This window comes from Clostridium sp. 'White wine YQ', assembly GCF_028728205.1.
Classification (GTDB): domain Bacteria; phylum Bacillota; class Clostridia; order Clostridiales; family Clostridiaceae; genus Clostridium_T.
Map to the genome: position 1 here is coordinate 1,438,400 of NZ_JAQYUU010000001.1, position 17,457 is coordinate 1,455,856.

The 17,457-nt window shown below is 29.3% G+C and carries 16 protein-coding genes; 5 read left to right on the forward strand and 11 right to left on the reverse strand.

What is annotated here, in order from left to right:
- From sufB to sufU, 4 genes are read left to right on the forward strand one after another with little or no spacing between them, the layout of a single operon-like run.
- Window positions 1-1,407: a Fe-S cluster assembly protein SufB gene (sufB, locus tag PTZ02_RS07250; RefSeq protein WP_274227123.1), complete on the forward strand. Its 1,407-nt coding sequence runs from the start codon at window positions 1-3 to the stop codon at window positions 1,405-1,407.
- Between the two features lie 11 nt (window positions 1,408-1,418).
- The gene (locus PTZ02_RS07255; RefSeq protein WP_274227124.1) at window positions 1,419-2,510 is read left to right on the forward strand and encodes a SufB/SufD family protein; all 1,092 of its coding nucleotides are present in this window, start codon (window positions 1,419-1,421) and stop codon (window positions 2,508-2,510) included.
- Complete coding sequence (locus PTZ02_RS07260; RefSeq protein WP_274227125.1) at window positions 2,503-3,723, forward strand: SufS family cysteine desulfurase; 1,221 nt, start codon at window positions 2,503-2,505, stop codon at window positions 3,721-3,723. Before PTZ02_RS07255 ends, PTZ02_RS07260 begins: the two co-directional genes overlap by 8 nt.
- Window positions 3,710-4,135: a Fe-S cluster assembly sulfur transfer protein SufU gene (gene sufU, locus PTZ02_RS07265; protein WP_274227126.1), complete on the forward strand. Its 426-nt coding sequence runs from the start codon at window positions 3,710-3,712 to the stop codon at window positions 4,133-4,135. The genes PTZ02_RS07260 and sufU overlap by 14 nt, the downstream gene beginning before the upstream one ends.
- A gap of 27 nt (window positions 4,136-4,162) precedes the next feature.
- Here the strand turns inward: sufU and PTZ02_RS07270 are convergent, their stop codons facing one another.
- Both PTZ02_RS07270 and PTZ02_RS07275 read right to left on the reverse strand, forming a co-directional pair.
- Window positions 4,163-5,434, reverse strand: a complete 1,272-nt coding sequence (locus tag PTZ02_RS07270) for an Nramp family divalent metal transporter (protein WP_274227127.1) — start codon at window positions 5,432-5,434, stop codon at window positions 4,163-4,165.
- A gap of 109 nt (window positions 5,435-5,543) precedes the next feature.
- The gene (locus PTZ02_RS07275; protein WP_274227128.1) at window positions 5,544-6,023 is read right to left on the reverse strand and encodes a metal-dependent transcriptional regulator; all 480 of its coding nucleotides are present in this window, start codon (window positions 6,021-6,023) and stop codon (window positions 5,544-5,546) included.
- A 320-nt stretch (window positions 6,024-6,343) separates the two neighbouring features.
- Between PTZ02_RS07275 and PTZ02_RS07280 the strand changes: the two genes are divergently transcribed.
- Window positions 6,344-8,092, forward strand: coding sequence for a ferredoxin hydrogenase (locus tag PTZ02_RS07280; RefSeq protein ID WP_274227129.1), 1,749 nt, complete (start codon window positions 6,344-6,346; stop codon window positions 8,090-8,092).
- Between the two features lie 51 nt (window positions 8,093-8,143).
- Here PTZ02_RS07280 and PTZ02_RS07285 read toward each other — a convergent pair whose 3' ends face one another.
- From PTZ02_RS07285 to PTZ02_RS07325, 9 genes are all read right to left on the reverse strand, one after another.
- Window positions 8,144-9,043 carry a Gfo/Idh/MocA family protein gene (locus tag PTZ02_RS07285; protein WP_274227130.1) on the reverse strand — a complete coding sequence of 300 codons (900 nt, stop codon included), beginning with the start codon at window positions 9,041-9,043 and terminating at the stop codon, window positions 8,144-8,146.
- A gap of 16 nt (window positions 9,044-9,059) precedes the next feature.
- Complete coding sequence (locus tag PTZ02_RS07290; protein WP_274227131.1) at window positions 9,060-9,644, reverse strand: nitroreductase family protein; 585 nt, start codon at window positions 9,642-9,644, stop codon at window positions 9,060-9,062.
- Window positions 9,645-9,667: 23 nt separating this feature from the next.
- Window positions 9,668-10,405, reverse strand: a complete 738-nt coding sequence (gene nfsA, locus PTZ02_RS07295) for an oxygen-insensitive NADPH nitroreductase (protein ID WP_274227132.1) — start codon at window positions 10,403-10,405, stop codon at window positions 9,668-9,670.
- Window positions 10,406-10,630: 225 nt separating this feature from the next.
- Window positions 10,631-11,077, reverse strand: a complete 447-nt coding sequence (locus tag PTZ02_RS07300) for a hypothetical protein (protein ID WP_274227133.1) — start codon at window positions 11,075-11,077, stop codon at window positions 10,631-10,633.
- A gap of 130 nt (window positions 11,078-11,207) precedes the next feature.
- Window positions 11,208-13,202 carry a TraB/GumN family protein gene (locus PTZ02_RS07305; protein WP_274227134.1) on the reverse strand — a complete coding sequence of 665 codons (1,995 nt, stop codon included), beginning with the start codon at window positions 13,200-13,202 and terminating at the stop codon, window positions 11,208-11,210.
- A 261-nt stretch (window positions 13,203-13,463) separates the two neighbouring features.
- Entirely contained in the window at window positions 13,464-15,467 is a 2,004-nt protein-coding gene (locus PTZ02_RS07310; protein ID WP_274227135.1) for an acyltransferase family protein, read from the reverse strand.
- A 281-nt stretch (window positions 15,468-15,748) separates the two neighbouring features.
- Window positions 15,749-16,147 carry an HsmA family protein gene (locus PTZ02_RS07315; RefSeq protein WP_274227136.1) on the reverse strand — a complete coding sequence of 133 codons (399 nt, stop codon included), beginning with the start codon at window positions 16,145-16,147 and terminating at the stop codon, window positions 15,749-15,751.
- A 327-nt stretch (window positions 16,148-16,474) separates the two neighbouring features.
- Window positions 16,475-16,630 (reverse strand): aspartyl-phosphate phosphatase Spo0E family protein, encoded by a 156-nt coding sequence (locus tag PTZ02_RS07320; protein ID WP_274227137.1) that lies wholly within the window; start codon window positions 16,628-16,630, stop codon window positions 16,475-16,477.
- A 317-nt stretch (window positions 16,631-16,947) separates the two neighbouring features.
- Complete coding sequence (locus PTZ02_RS07325; protein WP_274227138.1) at window positions 16,948-17,421, reverse strand: hypothetical protein; 474 nt, start codon at window positions 17,419-17,421, stop codon at window positions 16,948-16,950.
- Window positions 17,422-17,457: the final 36 nt, after the last annotated feature.

Consider the following 17,457-nt stretch of genomic DNA (forward strand, 5'->3'; position numbering starts at 1 on the left):
ATGGAAAAGAAGAAGACCTTCGTTGAAGATGTTGATAGAGGCATATATGATGTTAAAAATGAAGATAAATTCAGCTATAAAACTGAAAAAGGATTAACAAAAGATGTTATCTTAGCTATTTCTAAAGAAAAAGAGGATCCAGATTGGATGAGAGATTTTAGATTAAAGGCTTTAGATATTTATAACTCAATTGAAGTTCCAACCTGGGGACCTGATATTAGTGATTTAGATATGAATAATATTGTAGCATATGTAAAGCCTGATACTTCTATGAAAGGAACTTGGGATGAGGTTCCCGACGAAATCAAGAATACTTTTGAGTTACTTGGAATTCCAGAAGCAGAAAGAACTTCCTTAGCCGGAGTAGGGGCTCAGTATGATTCTGAGGTTGTTTACCATAGCATAAGAGAAGATCTAGTTAAACAAGGAGTTATATATACGGATATAGAAACTGCACTAAAAGAACATGGAGATATCGTTAAGAAATACTTTATGAAACTAGTGCCTCCCCAAGATCATAAATTTGCCGCATTACATGGAGCTGTATGGTCCGGTGGTTCTTTTGTTTATGTCCCTGAAGGAATAAACGTTGAGATTCCACTTCAATCTTACTTTAGATTAAATTCTCCTGGTGCTGGTCAATTTGAACATACATTAATTATAGTAGAAAAAGGTGCAAAACTTCATTTTATTGAAGGTTGCTCTGCTCCTAAATATAATGTTACAAATTTACATGCAGGTTGTGTAGAACTATTTGTTAAAGAAGGAGCTACATTAAGGTATTCCACAATTGAAAATTGGTCACGAAATATGATGAATCTTAATACTAAGAGAGCTTCTGTAGAGAAAAATGGTAAAATCGAGTGGGTATCAGGTTCCTTTGGTTCAAAAGTATCAATGCTATACCCTATGAGTATTTTAAAAGGAGAAGGTGCATCTTCAGAATTCACTGGTATAACCTTTGCATCTTCAGGCCAAAACTTAGACACAGGCACTAAAGTTGTTCATGCTGCACCAAATACCACTTCTACTATTAACTCTAAATCAATTTCAAAGAATGGTGGTATTGCAACATATAGAGGTGTAGTTAAAATTACCCCTGCTGCAGTAAATTCTAAATCAACTGTTTCTTGTGAATCATTGATGTTAGATAATGAGTCTATATCTGATACTATTCCAGTTATTCAAATTGAAAATGACGAGGTTGATATCGGACATGAAGCTAAAATTGGAAGAATATCTGATGATGCCATCTTCTATTTAATGTCTAGAGGATTAAGTGAGGATGAAGCGAAGAAAATGATTGTAAGAGGATTTGTAGAGCCTATATCAAAGGAACTTCCTCTTGAATACGCAGTTGAAATGAATAACTTAATTAATTTAGAACTAGAAGGAGCCATAGGTTAGGAGGGGTATTTATGTCAGTAATATTAAAAAATTTAAATGAAATACCAGTAAAGACGTTTCGTTGGCTTGGAATAAATAACTTGTCACTAAAAGATATTGAAATTCCAGAAGTTCTTAAGCTTAGTAAAAATTATAGTGATATAGAAAATAATAACTATGATTTAATCTACTCTCATAAAAAAACACCAGAGCTTTTAGAACTGAAGAATGAAACTTTTGGTATCTCAAATGAAGTAATTAAAGAAATAAATGAAAATTATAATTTAGGTTTTTTCTTAAATATTAAAAAATCTACTACAGAACCAATAATAATTAACTTTGAATTTGATAATAGTGATAAATCAATTATAGATAACAACTTAATAATAGCTGATGAGAATTCTGAAGCAACAGTAGTTTTGAATTACTCTTCCCTAGATGAATCTTTAGGTTATCATAATGGACTTATAAAAATAATTGCAAATAAAAACTCAAAAATCAATGTATTTGTTATTCAAAAACTTAATAAAAACAGCATCAACTTAAACTCAGCACTTTCATTAATTAGAGAAAATGCTGAAGTTAACTATAGTTCTATAGATTTAGGGAGTAAGTACTCAATTTCAAGTTACAATTCCTTCTTAAATGAAAATGAAGGTACATCAAATTTAGATTCTCTTTACCTTGGAGAAGATGAAAAAATTATAGATGTTAATTACTCTATAATACATAAGGGAAAGGAAACTAAAAGTGAAATTAATGCAAAAGGTGCCTTACTTGGTAAAAGCAAAAAAATATTCAGAGGAACTTTAGATTTTAGAAAAGGCTCATCAAAATCAGTTGGTAAGGAAGAGGAGTATGTTATGCTACTTTCTCCTAACGTGAAGAACAGTTCGATTCCTCTACTTCTATCTAGAGAAGATGATATACAAGGGGAACATGCTGCTTCAGCAGGAAAAATTGATGAGAGCACTTTATTCTATTTAATGAGTAGAGGTTTATCAGTTGAAGAAAGTAGAAAGCTACTTATTTTAGCTCACTTTACTCCACTTATTAATAAGTTACCAGCGGACTTTAGAGATGATATTATTTCTACTATTGAAAGGAAGTTAAAAAATGCATAGCAACATAAAAACTCAATTCCCATTACTTAGTAACAATAAAAATTTAGTATATCTTGATTCCGCTGCAACTTCTCAAAAGCCCTATAGTGTTATTAATTCACTAACTGAATATTATAATAATGCAAATGCAAATCCTCATCGAGGAGCCTACTCTATATCTATAGAATCCACAAGGATTTATGAAGAAGGAAGAGAAAAAATCAAAAAATTTTTAAACCTTCCTTCCTCTCATGAAGTTATTTTTACTAAAAACAACACAGAAGCTATAAATCTTGTTGCTTACTCATATGGATTAAACTTTGTAAATGAAGGTGATGAAGTTCTTATTGCAATCACTGAGCATCACTCAAATCTAATACCATGGCAACAAGTTGCAAAAGTTAAAAAAGCTAAGCTAAATTACCTTTATATAAATGAAGATTATGAAATTACAGATGAAGAAATTAAAAATAAATTAACTGAAAAAACAAAAATCGTAGCAATCGGTCAAGTTTCAAATGTTCTAGGGACTGTTAATCCAGTTGATAAGGTTATAAAAAGAGCACATGAATTAAATGCTAAAGTAATGGTAGATGGAGCTCAAGGACTTCCCCATATTAGAACAGATTTATCAAAATCAACTCCTGATTTTTATTCCTTTTCGCCACATAAGATATTTGCACCAATGGGTATAGGTGTCCTATGTGCAGATAAAAAATTACTTGAGGAAATGCCGCCATTCATGTATGGTGGTGATATGGTTGAGTATGTATATGAACAAGAAACTACTTTTGATGAGGTTCCTCATAAATTTGAAGCAGGAACTCAACATGTAGAAGGAGTTCTAGGTTTAACAAAAGCTTTAGAATTTGTTGAGGATTTAGGCTATGATTATATAGAAGAAACTGACAAGGAGCTTACAGAATATGCTCAAGAACGCTTAAGTGCCTTACCTTATATTAAAATAATTGGACCAAAAGAAGCTTCTAAGAAGATAGCTGTAATTTCATTTCTAGTTGATGGTATACATCCTCATGATATTGCTACAATATTAGATTCTAAAGGCATTGCTGTAAGAGCTGGTAATCATTGTGCTCAGCCCTTACTAAGATTTTTAGGTATTAATTCTACAATTAGAATAAGTTTATCTATATATAATGAAAAAGCTGACATTGATAAACTAATAGAGGCACTCGAATATGCTAGGAGGTTATTTGGGTATGGACATGAATAAACTTTATACTGAACTTATTATGGAGCATAATAATTCTAAACGAAATAAAAGAGAATTATTAAATCCAGATGTCACTGAAAAAGGTCACAACCCTTCTTGTGGTGATGAAATCACTTTAGCTGTAAAATATAATGGAGATATTATTGAAGATCTTGCTTTTACAGGAACAGGCTGCGCGATTTCTCAAGCCTCTGCTTCAATAATGATTGACTTACTAAAAGGTAAAAGCAAAGAAGAAGCTTTAGCGTTAGTTGAAAAATTTATTGGAATGATTAAACGTGAAATAAATAATGAAGATGAGTTAATGGAATTAGAAGATGCCTTGGCATTTCAAAATATTCAAAATATGCCTGCAAGAGTTAAATGTGCTGTTTTAGCTTGGCATACATTACAAGAAGCAATTAAGCAATAAAAATCAGAGGTGTACCCTCTGATTTTTTTATTTAAATATTGTTAAATACAAAAGAACTATATTCAAACTTATAATAATCCCTGCAATAATCATTCCAATATTCTTAACTGATTTTTTATTAACTAAACTCCCCATTAAATCTTGTCTGTTCGTAATCTTAAGCAATTGTAATATTGGAAATGGTAATATAAAACTCAATGCTACTTGACTTATAATAAGTGCATTCATAGGATTAACTCCTAGTGCTATAATTATAATTGCTGGAGCCATTGTTATTATTCTTCTTAAGTTTACTGGTATACTTAAATTTACAAAACCTTTCATAATAGTCTGCCCTGCCATTGTCCCAACTGCAGAAGAAGAAAATCCTGCTGCGATTAGTGCTATTCCAAACGCTCCACTTGATAATTCTCCAAGGAGTGGCTTTAGTGAATTTTGCGCTTGTTCTATTGTATCTACTACTATACCATTATTAAAAAATACAGCTGCTGAAACTATAACCATAGCTGCATTTACTATAAATGCAATATTCATGGCTAATACAATATCTAGTTTTTCCATCTTTAGATGTAGCTTTTTATCCTGCTCTGAAAAATCTTTTCTTCTATGCTGAACTAGATGTGAATGAAGATATATAACATGTGGCATAACTGTAGCTCCAAGCATTCCAACTGCAATAAGTAATGCATCTCCACTTGAGATTTGTGGCATTACAGAATGTACTGCTACTTGCCCCCACTGTGGTTTAGCTAAAAACAATTCAAATATATATGAAACTCCTATTACTGCTACAAATGTAGCAATAATAATTTCCACAATTTTTTGACCATACTTCTCCATATATACAATTAAAAATGTAAAAATACCAGTTATAAAAGCAGCATATATCATAGGAATATTAAAAAGTAGGTGTAATCCCAAGGTTCCTCCCAAAAATTCAGCTAAATCTGTTGCCATAGCTCCAATTTCTGCAATAACCCAAAATGTCCAATTTGCTTTTTTTGAGAATACCTTGCTGCACATCTCAGGCAAACTGCAACCTGTTGCTATACCTAGTTTTGCAGAAAGTGTCTGTAAAAAAATTGCCATAAGGTTACTACATAAGATTACCCAAATCAGTTCATACTTAAATTTAGAGCCCCCACTTATATTTGTCGCAAAATTACCAGGATCAATATACGCAACACTTACAATAAAAGCTGGACCAATATATTTTAAAAATCCTCTTAGTTTCTGAATCAATCCGATTTTTTTATAGGCTACTCTACCTATTTCTGCTGTTCCTGTATTTACTTCCATCTTTAGCACTTCCTTTAGTTTATATTGTTTTTCCTCAATTAAGTTTTAGCCTTGGCTAATTTTTCAGTTAATATAAACTATGAAAGGATATTTAAAAATGTTACCCTCGTCAAACTTTTTTATATTTTTCTTTAAATATACAAAACTCATCTTTTATCTTAGGAAATTCCTTAAAAAATTCATTTAATAGGTCTAGACTCTCTAAGATGTTTTTATTTATATCATGCTCAATTAATTCAACATCTTGAAGTGAAGAATCTACCTGCATATTATTTAAAAAGATTTCAATAATATTATGTCTATTTAGTAAAAAAGCACCCAATTCTTTACCTTTTTCAGTTAATATTACTACTCCATATTTCTTATAATCAACCATATCTAATAATGAAAGCTTTTGAATCATTTTTGTTACAGAAGAAGGTTTTACATTTAAAAGCTTTGCTAATATATTAATACGTATGTACCCTTCTTTAGCTCCATGTCTATAGATCATCTCCAAATAATCCTCCATTGCTGGAGTTATCATTTCTTTGTTTTCGTTTAACAATTGATATCCTCTTACTGTATAAAATTTTTCTTCTGATTCCATAAAACACATCCTAAAAAGTACTTCAATTATTTATATTAAAATTGGGCTAATAATATTTGCTTATTTTAATAATTAATCTGATTGACTACTAAGTATAGTTACTAAGTAGGTTATATCTTTTTTTATTTCCAAAATATATTAATTAATTTTGAATAAATGTAAACGGTATAATAGTAAATATTTTGAAGTATTAATAATTACTTACTTGTAGTGCCTCTATATATTTGGTAGAATGAATTGGTTAAAAAATTCACAACTCTTCATCTAAGCTGATTTTTAGATGATTATGGAAAAAATGATTTTACAATTGAGGTGCGAATATGAAAAATATACTTATCAACGGAACAAAGATAGAAACTAATGAAGACATTACTATTTTAAACTTAGCTAAGAAAAATGGAATAGATATCTCAACACTATGCTTTTTAAAAGATTGTAACGACGTTGGAACTTGTGGTGTATGTGTAGTTGATATCGAAGGAAGAGATGACCTTGCAACATCATGTAATACTATGGCTGAAGATGGTATGGTTATAACTACTTCTTCAGAAAAAATTGAGAACCATATTAAAGAAAGATTATCAACTATGTTAGATAGTCATGAATTTAAATGTGGTCCATGTAAAAGAAGAGAAAATTGTGAGTTCTTAAAACTTGTAATAAAACATAAAGCAAGAGCTTCAAAACCTTTCGTAGTTGCTGATAAGTCTGAATATGTTGATGATAGAAGTAAATCACTTGTTATTGATAGAACAAAATGTGTTCTTTGCGGTAGATGTGTTGGAGCATGTGAAAATAAGACAAGCACTTGCACAATAAAATTCATCGAAAAAGACGGTAAAAAAGTAATTGGAACTGAAAATGATCAATGCTTTGATAATACAGATTGTTTATTATGTGGACAATGTGTTATAGCTTGTCCAGTTGATGCTTTATCTGAAAAAAGCCACATTGAAAGAGTTAAGGAAGCCCTTGAAGATCCAAACAAGCATGTTATAGTTGCTATGGCTCCATCTGTAAGAACTGCTATGGGTGAATTATTCAACATGGGATTCGGTGTGGATGTAACAGGAAAACTATACACTGCATTAAGACAATTAGGTTTTGATAAAATATTTGATATTAACTTTGGCGCAGATATGACAATAATGGAAGAAGCTACTGAACTTGCACAAAGAATTAAACAAGGTGGACCATTCCCAATGTTTACTTCATGTTGTCCAGGTTGGGTTAGACAAGTTGAAAATTATTTCCCTGACATGTTAGAAAATCTTTCATCAGCTAAGTCTCCACAACAAATATTTGGAACAGCAAGTAAAACATACTATCCTACAACAGTTGATATAGATCCGAAGAATATCTTTACTGTAACAATTATGCCATGTACTGCTAAAAAATATGAAGCAGACAGACCAGAAATGGAAACTAACGGCTTAAGAGACATTGATGCTGTATTAACTACAAGAGAACTTGGCAAAATGATTAAAGAATTAAAGATTGATTTTGCTAAACTTGAAGATAGCCAAGCTGATCCAGCAATGGGTGAATATACTGGAGCTGGAGTTATATTTGGAGCAACTGGTGGAGTTATGGAAGCCGCTCTTAGAACAGCAAAAGATTTTATTGAAAATAAAGATTTAGCTGATATTGAATACGAACAAGTAAGAGGACTTAAAGGAATAAAAGAAGCAACTGTTGAAATTGGTGGAAACAACTATAACATAGCAGTTATCAATGGTTCTGCTAATCTATTTGAATTTATGAATTCAGACAAGCTTTATAACAAACAATATCACTTTATTGAAGTTATGGCATGTGAAGGCGGTTGCGTAAACGGTGGTGGACAACCTCACGTAAGTTCAGCTTTAAGAAATACAGTTGATATAAAGACTGTTAGAGCTTCTGTATTATATAACCAAGATAAAAATCTTAAAAAGAGAAAATCACACGAAAATGTTGCATTATTAAACATGTATAAGTCTTACATGGGTGAACCTGGAAAGGGTCTTGCTCATAAACTATTACACATGAAATATAAGAATACTAAGACAGAAGAACAAAGTAGCTAAATTGTATTTTAATACATAAACAAAGCAGTCTCCAACGGAGGCTGCTTTATTTTAGTTAATTTTCATTACTATCTTTTCACATATTTCATGAGTTCTTAAGGAATCTGAAATAGATGGGTTTGGAATCATATTTTTTTCAATACAATCTATAAAGTGATCTACTATTTGATAAAAACCTCTCTTAAACAATGTAGGTTCCCAATCACCGAATTTTAATACTTCTTTTTCTTTATCATGAAAATGTATTGTTTCAATTATGTTATCAACGATATATTTATCACCTTCGGTCATATATTCTATTACCTCTTCAGTAACCCCGTTATTCCTATTCATTATTCCAATTGCTGTACAGCTTTCTCCTATTAGTTCAATAATTACATTATGAAGCAAATCTCCTTTTCTTAAATATCGAACATTTATATCCTTTATCTCTTCATCCATTAAAAATCTTAGTGTATCAACTACATGTATAAAATCCTCAACTATAAATCTTCTTGTGTAATCAGGTTGTTTAAATCTATTTTTCTGAATTATTATAATATCTGCTTTTCCATGTTCTTTTAATTCTTTAATCATTGGCGCAAATCTTCTATTAAATCCAACCATTGCAATCTTTTTGCTTTCTTCCGCAATTTTAACTAGTTCTTGAGTTTCATTAAAATTTAGTGAAATTGGCTTATCTATATATACGTGTATCCCATTTTGTAGTAGCTTCTTTGCAATTTCAAAATGTGCTTCAGTAGCCGTGCTGACAAATACCCCTTCTACACCCTTCTTTATCAATTCTTCTACATTACTAGCGCATTCACTTATTCTATATTTTTTTGACAAATTACTAAGGGTATCTTTGTTTCTAGTACATAGTACTAATTCAATATTCTCTTTTTCAGAAAGTACAGGCAGATATCCTTTTTTTGCAATATCTCCTAATCCTATGATTCCAATCTTCATATTCTCCTCCTCACTGTTACCTTACAATTGTTACAGCATTTTCTCTTCGATTTGCAGCTGTCGGCATACCGCCATCTCTATAGCCCACAATTATGGCTCCACATACTTTATGGTTTTCAGGAACTCCAAGCTCAATCAATAATTTTCTTAGATCTTTATCATCCCCGAACCAAGTTAATTGATTTACGTAGCATGATCCTAAATTTAGCGCATTAGAAGCTAATAGCATATTTTCAATTGCACATGCACTGTCTGCCATAGCATTTCCATAATCCCGTTCATTTGAGACAATAATTAATGTAGGTGCATTATAATAAAATCTGTATGCCTCGTTTTTTGCCGCGACTTTGCCTGAGCGTATACTTTTATATGTATTTTCATCAACTTCTAATTTTTCAAAGGCTGCTCTTACATATTTATTTAAATCCCTAAGCTTTTCTTTATTTTGAAGCACAGTAAAATGCCAAGTCTGAGAATTCCCTCCACTTGGGGCATGTTTCGCAACTTCTAAAATGGTACTTAAATCTTCATCTGTAATCTGCTCGTTCAAATATTTTCTGATACTTCTTCTACTTAAAATATTTTCTATTACTTCATTCATTACTTTCTTTTCCCCCTTATAAACTATTTCATTTCAAAGCCTTGTTTTTTCAAAAATCCCTTCATATGAGGTCTTTGGGGATTACTCATTAATCTTCCTACTTGATTAGTCCAGGTATCAGAACGCTTACCATTTGTTCTTTTAATATAGTAATTTTTGATTTGCTCATCATATTCCTTTAAATTTTGAGCAACATCATCAGAAGTATACTCATCTGTCATAAGCACAATTTCCATAGGCAATCTTAACTTATTTTCTGTTTCCTCATCTGGATATCCTAGACACATACCAAACACTGGATATACATTAGTTGGCAACTTAAGTAATTCACTTATCTTGTCAGGATTATTTCTAATTCCTCCAATATAAACTCCTCCTAATCCCATTGATTCTGCTGCTATTAAAGCGTTTTGTGCTGCAAGAGTGGCATCTACTGTTGATAATATAAAAGTCTCCGTATACCCTTCCACAAAAATTTTATTATTCATTTCACAAGCAGTTTTAAGGCGATTTAAATCGGCGCAGAAAATAAGAAATAAAGGACATTCCTCAATATATTTTTGGTTACCTGAAAGACTTGCTATACTCCTCCTTTTCTCCATATTATTTATTCTTATAATAGTGTAAGCTTGAATATAACTTGAAGTTGAGGCACTTTGGGCGCACTCAATTATTTCTTTTATTTTATCTTCTTCTACTGAAATTGCTTTAAATTTTCTAACAGATTTATGTGATTTTAATAGTTTAACTACATCATTCATAAACAAACTTCCCTTCATTTTCTATTATAATAGGGTTTTAAGTTCAATTAATAACTTATTCTGTAAGAATAAAATAGCTTTCCTATAAAAACCCTATATTTCAAGTTTACCATCCCAAATATTAATTTAATAGTAGTTACCTTTTTCCCCTATAATTTCCTAAAGGATACTAATTATAGAAAGTAGAAAACTATGGATACTTTTGTTCAATACCCATAGTTCATTTTAATATCTCCTATAAATGCTCGTTCCCCTACTTCCCATAAGAATCATAGCTATAATTCCAACAATGGCGGCTATCAAAGCAATTATTAATATAATAGCAATAATTAAAAAAATAAAATAACTAAAAAAGTAAAACCCAATCCATATTATTGACAATCCTACTATACCTATCAAAATTCTAAATGCCAAAGGTATTTCTTCTAGCTCTAGGGCATGAATTATTGTCATAACACCTAAAAAGCAAGCAGATGCAAATGCAATTAAAACAAGAATAGTATCTTTTAAATACAATAGTGGATAATTAATATAATATTTTATAAATTCAATTATATTTTGTGTTCTTGGAAGTTTAGATATACCGCTTAGTGAAAGATAACTAAATAATATAGTTAGTACTATTAAAATAATATATGTAGGTTTTGATCTAAATAAATAATATGCTCTCATCTACCTCATCTCCAATATTTCTCTATAAAGCATATGTTCAAAAGCTAACAAATATTTTATAAAATAATATTTTAATCTATATAAAAAGCACAAGATTATTTTTATTATAATCTTGTGCTCAAACATTTCTTTATTTTACTTGTTCTATAGTATAACCTTTATCTTGCAATTGCTTTAACATTCCATTCTCTCCATTTAAATATACGAAAGAAACTGCGACAAAATAATTTTTATTATCTTTTAAAAATCCATCTATTTTCTCTGCGTATTCTTTCCCAACTTTTGAATTTGCTAATTCTTGATACCTATTTACGATTTCACTTAACTTTTTATAGTTTTCTACCTCTCCATTAGGCACTATAAATATGTCATTTTCCTTTTTCATTATTTCATCCATATTGCCTGTTTTCCATGCATCTATTACAGCTGAAATCTTTTCTACATTTTTTTCATCAAAATATTTCAATAGTTTTAATGATGCATCTGAAACCTCATCAGGAACATTTGTTTGCGCTTCAAGAAGTTTAGGCATATCAGTTAGCTCTATTATTGATATTTTACTTTTATTTGCTCTATAAATAATATAGTCACTTGAAGAAAAGAATACCTGTTCTTTACTAAGAGCTATATAAGAAGAAATACAATTTTCAGCTAAGAACTCAGGTTTTACTTTTTCTAGATTATTAAAATCTTGCTTATGATTTGTTTTCTTTTCAAAATCAGCCGTTTTATCTTTATATATATCTACTGCTTCCTTTGAAACATGCTTATAAATTGTATCTCCTTGCTCTAAATATACATATTTAGCTAGTTTATTTACATCTAAGTTACTTGTATTAGCTTCAACTACTACACCATCTGACTGCTTTAATGCATCCTCAACTTTAGGACTTAATGGATACATATCTTTAGTTCCATATCCAAGTGTTCCATATACATATACTTTCTCATCACCTTTTGATATCTTCCACATTGGTCCAATAATATTTGAGGATGTAGCTTTATCATCAATTTGTTCAAAGGCTGCGATATTTCCTACCGTACCTTGTGAACTTGGACGACTTGAATTTGCAGCTATCAAAATAATAGAACAAGCTAATACAGTAAAAACTACAAATGCTTCTTTTTTCTTATATATTTGATAGTCAGGAGATTTCTTTCTTACTACAAAATATGAGATTGTCACGGCCATTCCTGCAACAACGATAAAGTATATGATCGTATTCCCTGCAACCTTAGGAAACAAGGTAGCTATAATACCCATAAGTAATTCATGAATACAATATACCCATAAGCTCATATCTCTAAATAATTTTGATTTTCTTTCGCTTATACTTAATTTTGAATTTAATAATCCAATAAAAATAAATGGCACTAGTATTACTAATGAGACATACATATTATTATCAACTGGAATATTATTAGTTATAAGTAAATATGCCTCTACTCCAAATATAACTGAGGATGCTAATATAAATATTACAGCTTTCTTAATTCTTTCATTTAATTTGTATTTATTTATTATAACTCCTAAAGTTATAAACGGTACCCCAAAACATAAACCATTTCTTGTTTTTACAAAAATACTATTATATGCAATTACTAGCTTTTCAATTGGTGATTTTAAAATTAATCCATAATAAGTATCTCCAAGTAGTCCTATTGCATACACGACTACACTTAATATTATCAAACTCTTTACCCAATTTTTTCTTAAGAATATTGCTACAACTCCTATAGATAAAATTAATGCTGGTAAATACCATAAGCTTGGACTAATTCCATTGAATAGAATGTTTTTAACTATTAACTCTAAGCTATTATTTCTTTGTTTTATAAAATTAAATAGTATCACTCCATATGCTAAAGAAAACCCTAAATAATATATTAATATTCTCTTTAAATACTTTAGTAAATACCCTTTTTGACTATATTTTTCATAAAAGAAATACCCAACTGTTATAAAAAAGAATGGTACTGCTATTCTTGCTATTACAAGACTTAATGTAGCGCCTGGAACCTCTCCTAAAGAAAATAGCGCTGAAGTATGAATTGTAATAACCAAAATTGCACAAATAAGTCTCATTATATTTATACTATCATAAGTTTTTTTAGTTGTTTCCATATAATCTCCCCCCATAATACATTAATACTAATCTCGTGCTATTTTTTTGTCAATTTAGGAAAATAACCCAAATACTTGAAAATGAGATTATTTATACCTCTTTTTCTGTTATTATCTTCACTTTACTTTTCTTTTGTATTCGCTTATTATCTTGCATTTGAAATATTTTACTATTAAACACTATGCATTTTTATTTCTTTATAAATAATAAATCCAATAGAAAATAGTTTTACCTATTCTCTATTGGAAGCTCATAAATTTTTATTTTACTTGTTCTATAGTATACCCTTTATCTTGTAATTCCTTAAGTATTCCATCTTCTCCGCTTAAATACTGGACTGAAACCTCTACAAAATAGTTCTTTTTATCCTTAATATATCCGTCTATCTTCTCAGTGTATTCTTTTTTAATTTTTGAAGTACAAGTATCATCATACTGAGTTACTATGCTATTTAATTTTTTAAAATTTTCCTTTTCCTCATCTGGAACAATATACACATCATTTAACTTATTATTTATTTCTTCTAGATTACCAGTTTTCCATGCATTTAATATATCTAAATTTTTTGACATATTGTTTTCGTTGTAATATTTTAAAAGTTTTAATGATGCATCAGCAACTTCATCTGGAGCATCAATAGAATCTTGAATACTTGTATATGGGTCAGTAATTTCAATTATAGGTAATTTATCCTTATTAGCTCTATATAAAATGTATAGGTTTGGATAGTATCTTACATTATCCTTATAAGTCTGTATATATGTGTCAATACAGTTCATAGCTAGATAGTTAGGTTTTATAGGCTTTAATTTTTCATAGTCTATTTTTGTATTTAATAATTTTTCAAATTCTTTGACCTTATCTTTATATATGTCTATAGCTTCCTTTGAAACGTGTTTTTCATAAGTATCACCTTGTTTCAAATTAATCATATCATTAACTTTTCTTGGATCAATTTTATTAGAATTTGCTTCTACCACTAACCCTTCTGACTGTTTTATTGCATCTTCAACCTTAGGACTTAATGGGTACATGTCCTTAGTTCCAATATTAACGGTACCATAAAGATAAATTTTCTCATCACCATTTGATACCTTCCACATTGGTCCAATTATATTTGAGGATGGTGCTTTTTCATCTATCTTGTCAAAAATTGCTGTTGCTCCTCCACTTGCTGTTGCTTGTGTACTTGGGAGTTTTGAATTGCCTGCAGCTATTATAAGTACGGAACAAGCTAGTATTGATGCTACTATAAATCCTTCTTTTTTCTTAAAGGTTTGATAATCTGGAGATTTTTTTCTAACTGCTATATATGCAATTGTGATACTTACTCCTGCTACTGCTAAGAATAAAATAACTGAATTCATAGCTACTTTAGGTGCGTACTTCATAATTGTTACCATAACCAATTCATGTACACAATATATCCATAAACTCATATCTCTAAATAGTTTTGACCGTCTTTCACTTATACTAATCTTTGAATTTAATAAACCAATAAATATAAATGGTACAACTAATGCTAATGAAATATACATATTGTGGTCAATTGGTATATTGTTTACTATTAGTAAATATGCCTCAACTCCAAAAATCACTGAAAATAGTATTATAAATAATGTAGATTTTTTTATCTTATCATTTAAGTCATATTTATTAATAAGTACACCTATTGTTAAAAATGGTATTCCAAAGCAAACCCCATTTCTTGTGTGTACAAATATGCTATTATATCCATTAACAATATTTTGAAGGACTGTTCCTTCAATTAATCCATAATAAGTATCTCCGAGTAGTCCAATTGCATATACAATTACACTAAGGAGCATTAATCCTTTCACCCAATTTTTTCTTAAGAATAATGCTATTATGGAAATTGATAAAATTAATGCTGGTAGATACCATAAACTTGGACTGAATCCATCAAATAAAAAGTTTTTTATCATTAACTCTAAGCTATAATTTCTTTGTTTAATATAACTAAACGCTAAAATTGTGTAGGCTAATGAAAATCCTAAGTAATAAATAAATATCCTTTTTAAGTATTTAAATATATACCCCTTCTGATTAAATCTTTCATAAAAGAAATATCCTGCAGTTATAAAAAAGAACGGTACTGCTATTCTTGCAATCCCTAAGCTTACTGTCTCTCCTGGTATTTTTCCCAAATCATATAGTGCTGATGTATGGATTGTAATAACTAAGATTGCACACATCAATCTCATTATATTTATACTGTTATAAGTTTTTTTAGTTCCTTCCATTTTTTCTCTCCTCCTTATATCATTTATATACGTACCTATTTCCCTTTTTCTGTCAAAATAAAAAAAATAAATTTTTATATTTAAATAAACAAGTATTCTATGTATATTCTAATTTAAACAAGTAATACTAATGTTGTAAGTATTTTAAATATTGTGCACTATACTTATTACATGTTCAAACTCCTAACTAAAAAAGCCATAAGTTAAAAAAATTTAACTTATGGCTTTTAAAGTCATATATTCATCCAATATATTCTTTATATTCAAAAAACAAATAGTACCTACTTCATCATTCCCATAAACATTCCTAAAAAGTACGGTATTAACCAAACTAACCAAACAAAAATACTAAATTTATGGAACACTTTTTTTCTTTCAATATCATCTTTATAAACTACCCATGCTGCCCAACCTGCATGCAATAACATTAGAACTATTGCTAACATTCCTGTTATACCATGTATATTTTGAGTAAAATCTGATTTAATTTGCACTTGTCCACTATTTGCTATGTTAGTCATGATGGTAGTACCTGTTATATCAAAAAATAATCCTATCCAAAAAACAATAACCTGATTCTTTTTTAATACTTTTGTATGTCTCTCCCAGAAAACCCCCGTTGTATAGAAAATAAGTGCAGCTGTTATAGCTATAATTGCAATTATTAATTTAAAATCCACTACTATATCACTCCCTTCATAAAATATTTGTTCTATACCAGTATACTCCAAATTCATTAATGTGCAATATAATTTTAGTTAATTAAATGTTGAAAAATTAAATAAGTTAATGTTATCATTTTATAATATAACTCAATAATATTTCCTGGAAAATATTTACTTAAAATTGCTAAAAAAAATAGGCATTCACTATAATGAATACCATATATTAAGGAGATCTACGAAAAAAATAAAACTTATTACAAACTCATTATAAAATTTGAATATGTCATTACTGTGACACTTTAGCGATAAATATGTACTTTAAAATATACTTTTTATGTATTTTTAACATTCCATTAATCTTCTTTTTTGCTCCATCGCCATCAACTTATCTAACTCCTGACTCTTTATTAGTGTCCTACAATCGTTTATCCCGTACAGATCAATAGCTTCATGTACTTCTTCACGCTTTTTTTCTATTAACAAACTTAATTTTTTCATGTTGCTACCTCCCAGGTGTCTATTTAAAACCCCTATAAAATTATAATTTCACTCAGAATGATATATAATTCTATACTAAATAATTATGCCCTATATATTTCGATACGAATAACAGCAAATATTAAGGTAGTATTTTTATATATCATAAATTCTTTTGTAAAATAGAAAAATTTTTCTTCAAAGTTCTATATTATATATATCGTTTTTTACTCTTAAAAATATACTATAAATTTACAAAAAAGTATAGCTTATCATAACAAACAATTTTATCCCTTCTATGCGATAATTTAAAAGGAATTACATTACTGCAATTCCTTTTATTTATCTAAATATTCCTCTTTTATATTAAATGTAATATTCCCATAGTTCTTTAATGAAGGTATCTTCTCCAAATCATAATAGACTGCTATTAATCCATAATAATATTTTAATTTGTCAGTAAATTTATTTTCTTCAATCTCCTCAGGCAATATATCTATCATAACGTGAATTGCTAACATTAGTATTAGCCTTTCTCTTATTATACTTTCCTTAGTTTCTTGTATAATCTCATTATTATTTTTAATTGGTTTAATTACTGCTGCAAAATGCGTAGAAGAAAGTGATAAACTTCCTAATTCACTAACAACGCTTATTTCATAAGAACTTTCTTTTGGAATTTCATGGTCTTTCATTAAAGGCAAATAATTATCTATTAATTTAGAATATGTTTTTATTACTTTATTAATCTTATTTTTATTATAATCTTGTTTCTTTTTACAAACCTTTTTTCTTTTTTTACTAACTGGCATCTTACAACACTCCTTTCTCTTATATTTATATGTATA

Bases quoted from the DNA above. Each gene is read 5' to 3' on its own strand.
- PTZ02_RS07280 (WP_274227129.1), top strand. From the start codon at position 6,344: ATGAAAAATATACTTATCAACGGAACAAAGATAGAAACTAATGAAGAC.
- sufB (WP_274227123.1), top strand. From the start codon at position 1: ATGGAAAAGAAGAAGACCTTCGTTGAAGATGTTGATAGAGGCATATAT.
- PTZ02_RS07300 (WP_274227133.1), bottom strand. From the start codon at position 11,077: ATGAGAGCATATTATTTATTTAGATCAAAACCTACATATATTATTTTA.
- PTZ02_RS07275 (WP_274227128.1), bottom strand. From the start codon at position 6,023: ATGGAATCAGAAGAAAAATTTTATACAGTAAGAGGATATCAATTGTTA.
- PTZ02_RS07320 (WP_274227137.1), bottom strand. From the start codon at position 16,630: ATGAAAAAATTAAGTTTGTTAATAGAAAAAAAGCGTGAAGAAGTACAT.
- PTZ02_RS07305 (WP_274227134.1), bottom strand. From the start codon at position 13,202: ATGGAAACAACTAAAAAAACTTATGATAGTATAAATATAATGAGACTT.
- PTZ02_RS07285 (WP_274227130.1), bottom strand. From the start codon at position 9,043: ATGAAGATTGGAATCATAGGATTAGGAGATATTGCAAAAAAAGGATAT.
- PTZ02_RS07270 (WP_274227127.1), bottom strand. From the start codon at position 5,434: ATGGAAGTAAATACAGGAACAGCAGAAATAGGTAGAGTAGCCTATAAA.
- PTZ02_RS07310 (WP_274227135.1), bottom strand. From the start codon at position 15,467: ATGGAAGGAACTAAAAAAACTTATAACAGTATAAATATAATGAGATTG.
- PTZ02_RS07255 (WP_274227124.1), top strand. From the start codon at position 1,419: ATGTCAGTAATATTAAAAAATTTAAATGAAATACCAGTAAAGACGTTT.
- PTZ02_RS07260 (WP_274227125.1), top strand. From the start codon at position 2,503: ATGCATAGCAACATAAAAACTCAATTCCCATTACTTAGTAACAATAAA.
- nfsA (WP_274227132.1), bottom strand. From the start codon at position 10,405: ATGAATGATGTAGTTAAACTATTAAAATCACATAAATCTGTTAGAAAA.
- sufU (WP_274227126.1), top strand. From the start codon at position 3,710: ATGGACATGAATAAACTTTATACTGAACTTATTATGGAGCATAATAAT.
- PTZ02_RS07290 (WP_274227131.1), bottom strand. From the start codon at position 9,644: ATGAATGAAGTAATAGAAAATATTTTAAGTAGAAGAAGTATCAGAAAA.
- PTZ02_RS07325 (WP_274227138.1), bottom strand. From the start codon at position 17,421: ATGCCAGTTAGTAAAAAAAGAAAAAAGGTTTGTAAAAAGAAACAAGAT.